Below are 12,449 nucleotides of genomic sequence, written 5' to 3'. Positions count from 1 at the left end.
GCCCGGTGTCCTACCGCCCGGCGTCCTACCGTGCGGCGGGGGCCGGGCGGACCGGCGGCGGGCAGCAGGTCAGCGGGCACGGCACCGGCTCGGGCTCGTCCATGAGCTCGCGCACCATCCGCACGAACGCCGGATGCGTGCCGGCCGTCGCCGCCCGCTCCATGGGCAGCCCCAGCTCGGCGGCCACCTGCCGGGCCTCCGTGTCGAGGTCGTAGACGACCTCCATGTGGTCGGAGACGAACCCGATCGGCACCAGCACCACGGCCGGGGCGTCGATCTTGCGCAGGTGGTCGCACACGTCGGGCTCCAGCCACGGCACCTGCGGCGGGCCGCTGCGCGACTGCCACACCAGGTCCCACGGCCCGGTGCGGCCGAGCGCCTCGTTGACCAGCTCGGCGGAGCGGCGCAGCTGCGCCTCGTACAGGCCGCCCTCGGGCCCGGCCGTGCGGGCCATGCTCACCGGGATGCTGTGCGCCGTGAACACCAGCCGCGCGTCGTCGCGGCCCAGCCGGTCGAGGGCCTGGCGGGTGTGGTCGGCCATCGCCTCGACGAACCCGGGGTGGTCGCCGTAGTGACGCATCTTGACCAGCTCGGGGCCGTCGTCGAGGGAGATGCGCGCGATGTCCTCGTAGTACTGCCGGCAGCTCGAGTAGCCGGCGAACGCCGAGGTGGCGAACACCGCCGCCCGGCGGACGCCGTCGTCCCGCATCCGCCGCACCGTCTCCTCGCCGAACGGGTGCCAGTTGCGGTTGCCCCAGTAGACCGGGACGCCCGCGACCGGGCGCAGCGCCTCGACCAGCTCGCGGTTCTGCTGGTTGATCGGACTGACCCCGCCGAAGCCCAGGTAGTGCTCGGCCACCTCCAGCAGCCGCTCGCGCGGCACGCCACGGCCCCGCACCACGTTCTCCAGGAACGGCATGACGTCGTCGGGACCCTCCGGCCCGCCGAAGGAAAGCACCAGAAGCGCGTCGTAATTCCCCACGTGCCAACCCTATGCCGGAGCGCGCGCGGTCCCCCCGCGAGGGAAGGCGTCGGGTTCAAGTGACTGAGCCGCCTCCGCGAAGTGGAGGCAAGGAGACAGGTAGGGTCGGTCGGGTGAGCGCTTTCAACGACATTCGTGACTACGTGGCCATCCCCCGGGTTCTCTCACTGAAGCTCTCGCCGGACGGATCCCGGCTCGTCTCCGTCGTCCAGTCGCTCAATCCCGACGGCAAGTCGTACGGCACGGCGCTCTGGGCGGTCCCGGTCGACGGCGAGCCGTACCGTCTGACCCGCTCGGCCAAGGGCGAGAGCTCGGCCGCGTTCACCGATGCGGGCGACGTGCTGTTCACCTCCTCCCGCCCCGACCCCACGGTCAAGGACGCCGGTGAGGAGGTGCCGGCGCTGTGGCTGCTGCCGCGCGGGGGCGGCGAGGCGCGGCAGGTGGCCGTGCGGCCCGGCGGCATCGCGTCCTTCCGTACGGCGGGCGACGTCGTGGTGTTCGCCTCCGACGTGCTCGACGGCGAGGAGGCGACCGAGGAGGAGCGCCGCAAGGCGCGCAAGGACGCCGGGATCAGCGCGATCCTGCACGAGAGCTACCCGGTGCGCTTCTGGGACCACGACCTCGGCCCCGGCCGCACGCGGCTGTTCGCCGGCCGGCTCGGCGCCGACCGGCTGGAGGACGTCCGCGAGCTGACCCCCGACCCGGGTGAGGCGCTGCGCGACGCCGCGTTCGACCTGACGCCCGACGGCGCGACGGTGGTGACCACCTGGCGGTTGGCGCTGCCGCGCGGCGAGACGCGCACCGAGCTGGTCGCCATCGACGTGGCCACCGGCGAGCGGCGCGTGCTGTTCGGCGACGAGGCCCACGACTTCACCGGCCCGGTCGCGGTCTCGCCCGACGGCACGCGGGTCGCCTGCTCGCGCGACCGGCTCACCGCGCTGGAGGTGTCGGCCCGCTCCGAGCTGTGGGTCGGCGACCTGGCCACCGGCGAGGGCCGCACCTTCGCGCCCGACCTCCTGTTCCCGGCGGACGTGGAGTGGGCGCCCGACTCGTCGGCGCTCTACGTCGCGGCCGACCACCAGGGCCGCCGCCCGGTCTTCCGCGTCGCGCTGGGCGACGGCTCCGGCGAGGCCGTGCGGGTCACCGGCGACGACGCCTCGTACCTCGGGCTGAACGCCTCGGCCGACGGCCGGTTCCTGTACGCGCTGCGCAGCGGCGTCGGCATCGCGCCCGGCCCGGCGCGCATCGACACGGCCCAGGGCGGCGCGGCGGCCGAGATCGCCGACCTGCCGTCGCCGGCGCCCCGCCCCGAGCTGCCCGGCACGCTCACCGAGATCTCCGCCACCGCCGACGACGGCGCGACGGTTCGCGGCTGGCTCGCCCTGCCGGAGGGCGCCTCGGCCGCCGACCCGGCGCCGCTGGTGGTGTTCATCCACGGCGGCCCGCTCGGGTCCTGGAACGACTGGCAGTGGCGCTGGCAGTCGTGGATCATGGCGGCGCACGGCTACGCCGTCCTCATGCCCGACCCGTGCATGTCCACCGGATACGGCCAGGACATGATCGACCGCGGCTGGGGCGACTGGGGCCCGCGCACCATGGCCGACCTGGAGGCGATCGTGGACGTCGCCGTGGCCCGGGACGACATCGACGCCGAGCGGACCGCCGCGATGGGCGGCTCCTTCGGCGGCTACATGGCCAACTGGGTCGCCGGCCACACCGACCGCTACCGGGCGATCGTCACCCACGCCTCCCTGTGGAACCTCGACCAGTTCGCCGGCACCACCGACGCCGCGATGTACTGGCAGCGCGAGTTCGGCCCGGTCGGCTCCGAGCGCTACGACAAGCTCTCGCCCCACCTGTCGCTGACCGGGATCCGCACCCCCATGCTCGTCATCCACGGCGACAAGGACTACCGGGTGCCGATCGGCGAGGCGCTGCGCCTGTGGTGGGACCTCCAGCGCAGCGAGGTGGAGTCCAAGTTCCTCTACTTCCCCGACGAGAACCACTGGATCCTCAAGCCCGGCAACGTCGTCGCCTGGTACGAGACCGTCCTCGCGTTCCTCGCCCAGCACGTGCTCGGCGAGGAGTGGAAGCGGCCGGAGTCGGTGGCCTGATGAACGAGTTCGTACAGCTGGCCGAGGACATCGCGCGTGAGGCGGGCGACATGCTGCTCGCCAAGCGGCCGACGATGTCCGAGGTGGTCGAGACGAAGTCCAGCCCCACGGACGTGGTCACCACGCTCGACACGGCGTCGGAGCGGCTGATCCGCGCCCGCATCCAGGAGGCCAGGCCGGGCGACCGGGTCCTCGGCGAGGAGGGCGGCGAGGCCGGCGGCGACTCCGGCGTGCGCTGGATCGTCGACCCCATCGACGGCACGGTCAACTTCCTGTACGGCCTGCCGGAGTGGGCGGTGTCGATCGCGGTCGAGGTGGACGGCCAGGTGGTCGCCGGGGTCGTCAACGTGGTGCCGCGCGGCGAGGTGTTCACCGCGGCGCCCGGCGAGGGCGCCTGGCTCGGCGGCGAGCGGCTGCGCTGCAACACCGGCGTGCCGCTGGCGCAGGCGCTGGTCTCGACCGGGTTCGGCTACGACGCCCGGCGCCGCGCCGTGCAGGGCCAGGTGCTGGCCGGGGTGCTGCCGCGGGTGCGGGACATCCGGCGCGGCGGCTCGTGCGCGGTGGACCTGTGCTCGGTGGCCGCCGGCCGGGTGGACGCCTACTACGAGCGGGGCGTCAACCGCTGGGACTACGCGGCGGCCGGGCTGGTCGCGGCCGAGGCGGGGGCGCGGGTGGCGGGCCTGAACGGCAGGCCGGCCTCTCCGGAGCTGCTGCTGTGCGCGGCGCCCGGCCTGTTCGAGGAGCTGCACGACCTGCTCGCGCCGCTCGACCCCGAGCGCGACGCCTGAGCGCATCCGCGTGGACACGCGAACGGCCGGGACCCTTCCGGGTCCCGGCCGTTTCACGAGTGATCAGCAGGGCAAGGGAATGCCGTGATCGTCCGCCAGGCGGCGCAGGTCCTCGATCTCGGCGGTGAGGGTGTCGGCGAGGTAGTCGTCGCCGGTGCTGCGGGCCTCCCGGAGGCCCTGATAAGCCTGGTCGAGGCGGCGTTCGATCGTGGTCGTGAACTCGCCCATCTCACCTACTTTCTGCGGGGTTCGAGCTTCCCGGAGGAGAAGCGGCACCCATGACGGGCCGTGCCCCTCATGGCACGGCGATGGGTGTCCCGCAGGCATACCCAGGGCCCTCGCAGTCCGAAACATGAATTCTCGGAGACGCGTCGCGGCAGGTTGGCGGCGCATGCCTTACCGTGCGCTTATCGAAGACGTGTGCAGAATGAGTGACGAGAATCGGAGAGAGGTGCACGGGCGTGCGAGTGCTGGTGGTTGAGGACGAGCGGGTGCTCGCCGACGCGATCGCGACCGGCCTGCGGCGCGAGGCCATGGCGGTCGACGTCGCCTACGACGGCGGCGGCGCGCTGGAGCGCACGTCCTACATCGACTACGACGTGATCGTCCTGGACCGGGACCTGCCGGTCGTCCACGGTGACGAGGTGTGCCGCCGCCTGGTGGAGCAGCGCTCGGCCTCGCGCATCCTCATGCTGACCGCGTCGGGCGACGTGGACGACAAGGTGGAGGGCCTCGGCCTCGGCGCCGACGACTACCTCGCCAAGCCGTTCGTGTTCATCGAGCTGGTCGCCCGGGTGCGCGCGCTCGGCCGCCGCTCGGCCCCGGCGCTGCCGCCGGTGCTGGAGCGGTCGGGCATCCGCCTCGACCCGGGCAAGCGGCTGGTGGAGCGCGACGGCAGGGAGATCACGCTCACGAAGAAGGAGTTCGCGGTCCTGGAGGAGCTGCTGCGCGCCGAGGGCGCGGTCGTCAGCCAGGAGGATCTGCTGGACAAGGCATGGGACGAGAACATCGACCCGTTCACCAACGTGGTACGGGTCACCATGATGACGCTGCGCAAGAAGCTGGGCGACCCGCAGGTGATCGAGACGGTCCCCGGGGTCGGGTACAAGCTGTGACCCGTGCCTTCACGGGCGGGGCCCGGCGAAGGGGGCGGAGTGACCGAGAGGCATGAGCGGCGCGAGACGGCGGTGCCCACGCACCCCATGATCAGCCCGCATTCGGAGCGCAAGGCCACCCGGCCGCACGAGGCGCCGCCGCCGAGCGGCCCACCGGCCTGGGACGGGCCGCCGCCGCCCGAGTACGCGCAGCCGCAGCGGTCGGTACGCGAACGAGTGATGGACCTGCCCGGGAAGGTCAGCATGCGCTGGCGGCTGACGCTCACCTACAGCGCCATGTTCTTCGCCGGCGGTGCCATGCTGCTGCTGGTCATGTACTTCATCGTCAGGGCGGTGCTCTACGCGGGCTTCGAGTACACGGTCCACCTGCCGCCCGGCGTCCCGGACGCGGTGGGGGACTACCTCCAGGGCCAGGTGCAGCTCCTGCGGACCAACGGCATCAACCAGGTGCTGGACAAGCTGGTCGTGCAGTCGGTCCTCGCGTTGCTGGGGGTGGGCATCCTGGCCCTCATCTTCGGCTACTTCGTCGCCGACCGGGCGCTGCGGCCCGTCACGCAGATGACCGCCACGGCCCGCAAGCTCTCGGAGAGCAACCTCTCCCACCAGCGCATCGACCTGGAGGGCCCGGACGACGAGCTGAAGGAGCTGGCCGACACCTTCGACGCCATGCTCACCCGGCTCAACGTCGCCTTCGACACCCAGCGCCGCTTCGTGGCCAACGCCTCCCACGAGCTGCGCACGCCGCTGACCATCAACCGGACGGTGCTGGAGATCGCCCTGTCCGACCCGGAGGCGTCGGAGGACCTCAAGGCGCTGGGCCGCACGCTGCTGGAGGTCAACGCCCGCAACGAGAAGCTCATCGAGGGGCTGCTGCTGCTGGCGCGCAGCGAGCGGGAGCTGGCGGTGCGCAAGCCGCTGGACGTCAAGGACGTGGCCACGTCCGCCGTCGAGCAGGTGACCCCGTTCGCCGAGGAGGCCGGGGTGACGATCACCACCGAGCTGGTCGGCGCGCCCACCGTGGGCGATCCGGTGCTGCTGGAACGCTCCGTCAGCAACCTGCTGGAGAACGCCGTCAAATACAACGTCCCCGAAAACGGAAAAGTCTGGATTCGGACGGGAATGGTGGACGGGGCCTTGGTTGTTCAGGTGGCCAACACCGGACAGCATGTCCCGGCGTACGAGGTGAACAGCCTGTTCGAGCCGTTCAGAAGGCTCCACGCGGACCGCGTGGACTCCGCCAAGGGAGCGGGTCTGGGCCTGTCCATCGTCCGCGCCGTGGTGCAGGCTCATGGCGGAAATGTGACCGCCGTGCCGCGGGAGGGCGGAGGACTTGTGGTGACCATTCGGCTTCCGAGCCGCTGATCCGGCGTGTTGGTCGGGTGGGGGCGTCTCGTTCTTGCCGCACATGTGGTTGGATGTGCCGTCGAACACGGTGGTGCGCGACGCCAGGCTGTGCGTTTGGCCATATTTGGCTAACCATTGCCGATGGCAGAGGGCCCTGGCGTGTTGGGAGGTTCAGTGTTCGTTCAACCGGGGTACCGATGCAAAATCTCCCCGCCGGAGCGGGCACAAGACGCACCTGCCGGACGTTAGAAGACGCGCGGTTCGCGCGACGACATATGGATGAGGGGGATGGAGTAGCACCATGGCTACCGACTACGACAGCCCGCGCAAGACAGACGACGACCTCGGTGAGGACAGCCTGCAGGAACTGCAGGCCAGGCGCACCGACAAGTCGTCCGGCAGCATCGACATCGACGAGACCGACCTCGCCGAGTCGCTGGAGCTGCCCGGCGCCGATCTGTCCAACGAGGAGCTCAGCCTGCGGGTGATCCCGCGCCAGGCCGACGAGTTCACGTGCTCGCGCTGCTTCCTCGTGCACCACCGCAGCCAGCTGGCCTCGGAGAAGAACGGCCAGCAGGTCTGCCGGGAGTGCGCGGCCTGACCACGGAGCGAAGGAGCTCGCCCCCCGGCGGCATGGAACGCCGCCGCACGGGCAACGAGCTGTCGCGACCATAGGACGGAGGCTTCCGCGTGGCCCGACCGGACAGGCACGAACGACACGGCGACGAGCAGCACGTCAACGAGCGCGTCAACGAGCACGGCAATGAGCACGCTGACGCGCCGTACGACGGCGACAACCGGGACCGGCAGGACACGGACCCACGGCCCGACGACGAGCTCGCCGGCACCGACACGGAGGTCGGCGAGCTCGTCGGCAGGCTCACCGAGCCCGCCGAGCTGGAGCCGGCCGAGCGGCGCAGGCTGCTCGGCCGACTGGCGCGCGCGCTCAGCAGCGGCAACAGGAAGGCGCGGGCCGAGGGCGTGGGCCGCGGCCGCTTCCTCGCCGACCTGTTCCTCAACATCGCCCCCCGCATCCCCATCCGCGACCTCCAGACCCTCTCCGAGCACCACCACGGTCTGACCGGCGAGCAGCTCGCCGACGACCTCATCCGCACCGCCCAGAAGGCCACCATGACGGTCGGCGCCATCGGCGGGGCGCTCGCCGCGGCGGAGTTCGCCGCGCCGCCCCTCCTGCTGTCGGCGCCCGCCCAGCTTGTGGCCGAGACCATCGTCGTGGCCGCCATCGAGGTCAAGCTCCTGGCCGAGCTGCACGAGATCTACGGCGTGCGGGTCCAGGGCACCGGCACCCAGCGCGCCGTCGCGTTCACCGCCGCCTGGGCCAAGCAGCGCGGGATCGACCCCCTCGCCCCCGCGTCCGTCACCCTGGCGCTCGGCGCGGCGACCAAGACCGCCCTGCGCAACCGGCTCATGCGCACGCTCGGCCGCCACCTGACCACGCTCGGCCCCTTCCTCACCGGCGCCGTCGCCGGAGGCGCGCTCAACCGGGCGGCCACCAAGAAGCTCGGCGAGGCCATCCGCGCCGACCTGCGCGGCAAGCTGCCGCCGTCCCCCAATCGGGACATGCTCGGCCGCTAGCCACCGCCCGCTCGAACCCCTCAGCCGTCCGGTACGACGGCAAATGCCCTATGTGTGTGATATGTGCGATTCACGTTTGTTTTCGCAGGTCCTGGGCAGGGTGTGTACGCGCCGTTCCGTGTTCCGTATGCCTGCGCATGCTCCCCGAGCGCGAGGGGCGGTGATCCGGCGAACCAGGCTCGGAGGCGGGCGCCGGGAGCCGTGTGTGGCGGCTCTCGCAAGGTGAGCCTAGGAGGACTTGGGTGAGTGGCCGTAGCTCGTTCCTGATCGTCGCCAACCGGTTGCCGGTGGACCGCACGATCGAGCCCGACGGAACGGCCTCATGGCGCAGGAGCCCCGGCGGGCTCGTCACCGCCATCGCGCCAGTGATGCAGCGCCGCCACGGCGCCTGGCTCGGGTGGCACGGCGCCCCCGACGAGAAGCTGGAGCCGCTGGAGCAGGACGGCATGAGCCTGATCCCGGTGCCGTTGTCGGCCCGCGAGGTCGAGCTCTACTACGAGGGTTTCTCCAACGCCACGCTGTGGCCGCTCTACCACGACGTGGTCGCGCCACCGGTCTTCGACCGGACGATGTGGGAGGCCTACCGCGCCGTCAACGAGCGCTTCGCCACCGCCGCGGCCGAGGTCGCCGACGAGGGCGCCGTCGTCTGGGTGCAGGACTACCAGCTCCAGCTCGTGCCCGCCATGCTCCGCAAGCTCCGGCCCGACCTGCGCATAGGGTTCTTCCTGCACATCCCGTTCCCACCCGTGGAGCTGTTCTGGCGGCTGCCCTGGCGCAAGGACCTCGTGGAGGGCCTGCTCGGGGCCGACCTCGTGGGCTTCCAGCTCCCCGGCGGCGCGGCCAACTTCCGCCGGCTCTGCCGCCGCCTGCTCGGCCTGCCGTACAAGGGGAACGAGATCTTCCTGGACGACCGGGTCGTCACCACCCAGGCGTTCCCCATCTCCGTGGACTTCGGCGAGCTCGACTCGATGGTGCGCGAGCCGCACATCATCCAGCGCGCCAAGGAGATCCGCTCCGAGCTGGGCGACCCCGAGCACGTGCTGCTCGGCGTGGACCGGCTCGACTACACCAAGGGCATCGGGCAGCGCCTGGAGGCGTTCGGCGAGCTGCTCAAGGACGGGCGCATCGCGCCCGGCGAGGCGGTGTTCGTGCAGATCGCCACGCCCAGCCGGGAGCGGGTCGAGGAGTACAAGCGGCTGCGCGACGACATCGAGCTCCAGGTGGGCCGCATCAACGGCGAGCACGCCACGCTCGGCCTGCAGCCGGTGCAGTACTTCCACCAGTCGTACGGCCGCGACGAACTGGCCGCGCTCTACCTGGCGGCCGACGTCATGGTCGTCACGCCCCTGCGCGACGGCATGAACCTGGTCGCCAAGGAGTACGTCTCCTGCCACCAGGACCTGCACGGCGCGCTGGTGCTCAGCGAGTTCACCGGGGCGGCCGACGAGCTGCGCCAGGCGTACCTCGTCAACCCGTACGACATCGAGGACGTCAAACGCCAGATGGTCGCCGCCATGCGGGCCACGCCGCACGAGCTGGCCCGGCGGATGCGCACGATGCGCCGCCGGGTCGCCACCTACGACGTGGACCGCTGGGCGAGCGAGTTCCTCACAGCTCTCGAGCAGCCTGCTTCACCGACCGCCATGCCTGATAGCGCTTCTTGGCAGTCCGATTGACCACGATCTGCGCCACGGACATGCCGACGCCCATGAGCACCGCGTAACCGATCGCCTCACCCAGGCTGACCTCGGGGGAGTCCGGGTCGACGGGCGGCTCCTTGCCGGTCGTCTTCACCCAGACGAACCCGAGGGCCTTGCGCGCCACCCACGCGGTCGCCAGGCCCACCAGCCCGCCGATCACCCGCCAGGCCAGGTCCGGCTTCTCATCTGCCATATGGACGTCTCCTTCCCCTGTGTAACGAACCCTAGTCTGCAACGCTGGCGTGGCCCGCGAAGCCGTAGCATATGGAGGCATGACTCAACAGCGACTACGCCATGCCACCATGCCGGAAAAACCGACACTCGACGGCTTGGAGCAGGTATGGGTAGCCCGCTGGGAGGAGGACGGCACCTACCGCTTCGACCGGTCGAAGACCCGCGAGCAGATCTACTCGATCGACACGCCGCCTCCCACCGTCTCCGGCTCCCTCCACGTGGGTCACGTCTTCTCGTACACGCACACCGACACCGTCGCCCGCTTCCAGCGGATGCGCGGGCGCGAGGTCTTCTACCCCATGGGGTGGGACGACAACGGCCTGCCCACCGAGCGTCGCGTGCAGAACCACTTCGGCGTGCGCTGTGACCCCTCGGTGCCCTACGATCCCGGCTTCACACCTCCCGCCAAGCCCGACCCCAAGCGGCAGGTGCCGATCTCGCGGGCCAACTTCATCGAGCTGTGCGAGCGGCTGACCCTCGAGGACGAGAAGGCGTTCGAGGAGCTGTGGCGCCGCCTCGGGCTGTCGGTCGACTGGTCGCTGACGTACGCCACGATCGACGGCGCCGCGCGGGCCGCCTCCCAGCGGGCGTTCCTGCGCAACCTCGCGCGCGGCGAGGCCTACCTCGCCGAGGCGCCCACCCTGTGGGACGTCACCTTCCGCACCGCCGTCGCCCAGGCCGAGCTGGAGGACCGCGAGTGGCCGGGCGCCTTCCACCGCGTCTCCTTCTACGGCGAGAAGGGGCCGATCTGGATCGAGACCACCCGGCCCGAGCTGATCCCCGCGTGCGTGGCGCTGGTCGCCCACCCCGACGACGAGCGCTACCAGCCGCTGTTCGGCACGAGCGCGCTCTCCCCGCTGTTCGGCGTCGAGGTGCCGGTCCTGGCCCACCACCTGGCCGAGCCGGACAAGGGCTCCGGCATCGCGATGATCTGCACGTTCGGCGACCTCACCGACGTCACCTGGTGGCGCGAGCTGGGCCTGCCCACCCGGCCCGTCATCGGGCGCGACGGCTGGCTGCTGCCCGAGCCCCCGGAGGGCGCCGAGCGCGAGCCGTACGAGGAGCTGGCCGGCAAGACCGTCCACAGCGCCCGCGAGCGCATCGTCGAGCTGCTGCGCGAGTCCGGCGACCTCGACGGCGACCCGCGCCCGGTCCAGCGGACGGTCAAGTTCTACGAGAAGGGCGACCGGCCCCTGGAGATCGTCACCACCCGCCAGTGGTACATCCGCAACGGCGGGCGCGACGCCGAGCTGCGCGAGCGGCTGCTGGCCCGGGGCTCGGAGCTGCGCTGGCACCCGGCCCACATGCGGGTCCGCTACGACAACTGGGTGCAGGGCCTGGCCGGCGACTGGCTGATCTCCCGGCAGCGCTTCTTCGGCGTGCCGTTCCCCGTCTGGTACCCGCTGGACGACGCCGGCGAGCCCGACTACAGCCGGCCGCTGCTGCCGCCCGAGGAGCTCCTGCCGGTCGACCCGTCCTCGCAGGTCCCCGACGGCTACACCGAGGACCAGCGGGGCAAGCCCGGCGGGTTCGTCGGCGACCCCGACGTCATGGACACCTGGGCCACGTCCTCGCTCACGCCGGAGATCGCCGGCGGGTGGGAGCGCGACCCCGACCTGTTCTCCCGGGTCTTCCCCATGGACCTGCGCCCGCAGGCCCACGAGATCATCCGCACCTGGCTGTTCTCCACCGTGGTCCGGGCGCACCAGGAGTTCGGCACGCTGCCGTGGAGCGACGTCGCCATCTCCGGGTGGATCCTCGACCCCGACCGCAAGAAGATGTCCAAGTCCAAGGGCAACGTCACCACGCCGCTCGGGCTGCTGGAGGAGTACGGCTCCGACGCCGTCCGCTACTGGGCGGCCAGCGGGCGGCCCGGCACCGACACCGCCTTCGACACCGGGCAGATCAAGGTCGGCCGGCGGCTGGCCATCAAGATCCTCAACGCGTCGAGGTTCGTGCTCGGCTTCCCCGCCTCCGACGGCGAGGTGACCGAGCCGCTCGACCTGTCCATGCTGGCCGCGCTGGCCGACGTGGTCGACGAGGCCACCCGGGCGTTCGAGGACTACGACTACACCCGGGCGCTGGAGGCCGCCGAGCGGTTCTTCTGGTCGTTCTGCGACGACTACCTCGAACTGGTCAAGGCCCGCGCCTACGAGTCCGACGCGGCGGCGGCCTCCGCGCACGCGGCGCTGCGGCGGGCGCTCGACGCGCTGCTGCGGCTGTTCGCGCCGTTCCTGCCGTTCGTCACCGAGGAGGTGTGGTCCTGGTGGCGCGACGGCTCCGTGCACCGCGCCGCCTGGCCGGCCGCCGAACGCGGCGTCGGTGACCCGGCCGTGCTGGCCGTGGCCTCCGAGGTGCTGCGGCGGGTCCGCAAGGCCAAGTCCGAGGCCAAGCTGTCCATGCGCGCCGAGGTGTCCCGCCTCACGGTGACCGGGCCGGAGGCCCGGCTCGTGCGCCTGGCGCAGGACGACCTGTGCGGCGCGGGCAACGTCGAGGAGTTCGTGCTGGACGACGGGCCCGCGTTCGCGGTCGAGGTGGCGCTGGGCGAGAGCTCCTGAGCTCACCGGCCCGCCGGT

Annotated in this window: 11 protein-coding genes; 8 read left to right on the top strand and 3 right to left on the bottom strand. The window is 71.6% G+C overall.

Features of this window, described 5'->3' with window-relative positions:
* Nucleotides 1-25: 25 nt before the first annotated feature.
* Entirely contained in the window at nt 26-982 is a 957-nt protein-coding gene (locus HT134_RS22230; RefSeq protein WP_175602376.1) for a ferrochelatase, read from the bottom strand.
* A 113-nt stretch (nt 983-1,095) separates the two neighbouring features.
* Between HT134_RS22230 and HT134_RS22225 the strand changes: the two genes are divergently transcribed.
* Nucleotides 1,096-3,096: an alpha/beta fold hydrolase gene (locus tag HT134_RS22225; protein ID WP_312888327.1), complete on the top strand. Its 2,001-nt coding sequence runs from the start codon at nt 1,096-1,098 to the stop codon at nt 3,094-3,096.
* Entirely contained in the window at nt 3,096-3,884 is a 789-nt protein-coding gene (locus HT134_RS22220) for an inositol monophosphatase family protein (protein WP_175602374.1), read from the top strand. The genes HT134_RS22225 and HT134_RS22220 overlap by 1 nt, the downstream gene beginning before the upstream one ends.
* 63 nt (nt 3,885-3,947) lie before the next feature.
* Here the strand turns inward: HT134_RS22220 and HT134_RS22215 are convergent, their stop codons facing one another.
* Nucleotides 3,948-4,112 (bottom strand): hypothetical protein, encoded by a 165-nt coding sequence (locus HT134_RS22215; RefSeq protein ID WP_175602373.1) that lies wholly within the window; start codon nt 4,110-4,112, stop codon nt 3,948-3,950.
* A 233-nt stretch (nt 4,113-4,345) separates the two neighbouring features.
* Between HT134_RS22215 and HT134_RS22210 the strand changes: the two genes are divergently transcribed.
* The 5 genes from HT134_RS22210 (at nt 4,346) to HT134_RS22190 (ending at nt 9,615) form a co-directional block, all read left to right on the top strand.
* Nucleotides 4,346-4,999 (top strand): response regulator transcription factor, encoded by a 654-nt coding sequence (locus HT134_RS22210; RefSeq protein ID WP_175602372.1) that lies wholly within the window; start codon nt 4,346-4,348, stop codon nt 4,997-4,999.
* A gap of 39 nt (nt 5,000-5,038) precedes the next feature.
* Nucleotides 5,039-6,361, top strand: a complete 1,323-nt coding sequence (locus tag HT134_RS22205) for a sensor histidine kinase (RefSeq protein ID WP_312888326.1) — start codon at nt 5,039-5,041, stop codon at nt 6,359-6,361.
* A gap of 283 nt (nt 6,362-6,644) precedes the next feature.
* Nucleotides 6,645-6,944 carry a DUF4193 domain-containing protein gene (locus HT134_RS22200; RefSeq protein ID WP_020542847.1) on the top strand — a complete coding sequence of 100 codons (300 nt, stop codon included), beginning with the start codon at nt 6,645-6,647 and terminating at the stop codon, nt 6,942-6,944.
* Between the two features lie 89 nt (nt 6,945-7,033).
* A complete protein-coding gene (locus tag HT134_RS22195; protein ID WP_312888325.1) occupies nt 7,034-7,939 on the top strand; it encodes a hypothetical protein in 906 nt (301 codons plus the stop codon).
* A gap of 242 nt (nt 7,940-8,181) precedes the next feature.
* On the top strand, nt 8,182-9,615 hold the full coding sequence (locus HT134_RS22190) for an alpha,alpha-trehalose-phosphate synthase (UDP-forming) (RefSeq protein ID WP_312888324.1): 1,434 nt from the start codon (nt 8,182-8,184) through the stop codon (nt 9,613-9,615).
* Here HT134_RS22190 and HT134_RS22185 read toward each other — a convergent pair.
* Nucleotides 9,548-9,832, bottom strand: a complete 285-nt coding sequence (locus tag HT134_RS22185; protein ID WP_175602370.1) for a DUF4235 domain-containing protein — start codon at nt 9,830-9,832, stop codon at nt 9,548-9,550. The genes HT134_RS22190 and HT134_RS22185 overlap by 68 nt on opposite strands.
* A gap of 109 nt (nt 9,833-9,941) precedes the next feature.
* Here HT134_RS22185 and valS point away from each other — a divergent pair, with 109 nt between their 5' ends.
* Nucleotides 9,942-12,431, top strand: a complete 2,490-nt coding sequence (gene valS / locus HT134_RS22180) for a valine--tRNA ligase (protein ID WP_175602675.1) — start codon at nt 9,942-9,944, stop codon at nt 12,429-12,431.
* Nucleotides 12,432-12,449: the final 18 nt, after the last annotated feature.

Source organism: Nonomuraea rhodomycinica (assembly GCF_013363995.1).
Taxonomy (GTDB): Bacteria; Actinomycetota; Actinomycetes; order Streptosporangiales; family Streptosporangiaceae; genus Nonomuraea; species Nonomuraea rhodomycinica.
This window is presented reverse-complemented; position numbering and strand designations above follow the sequence as displayed.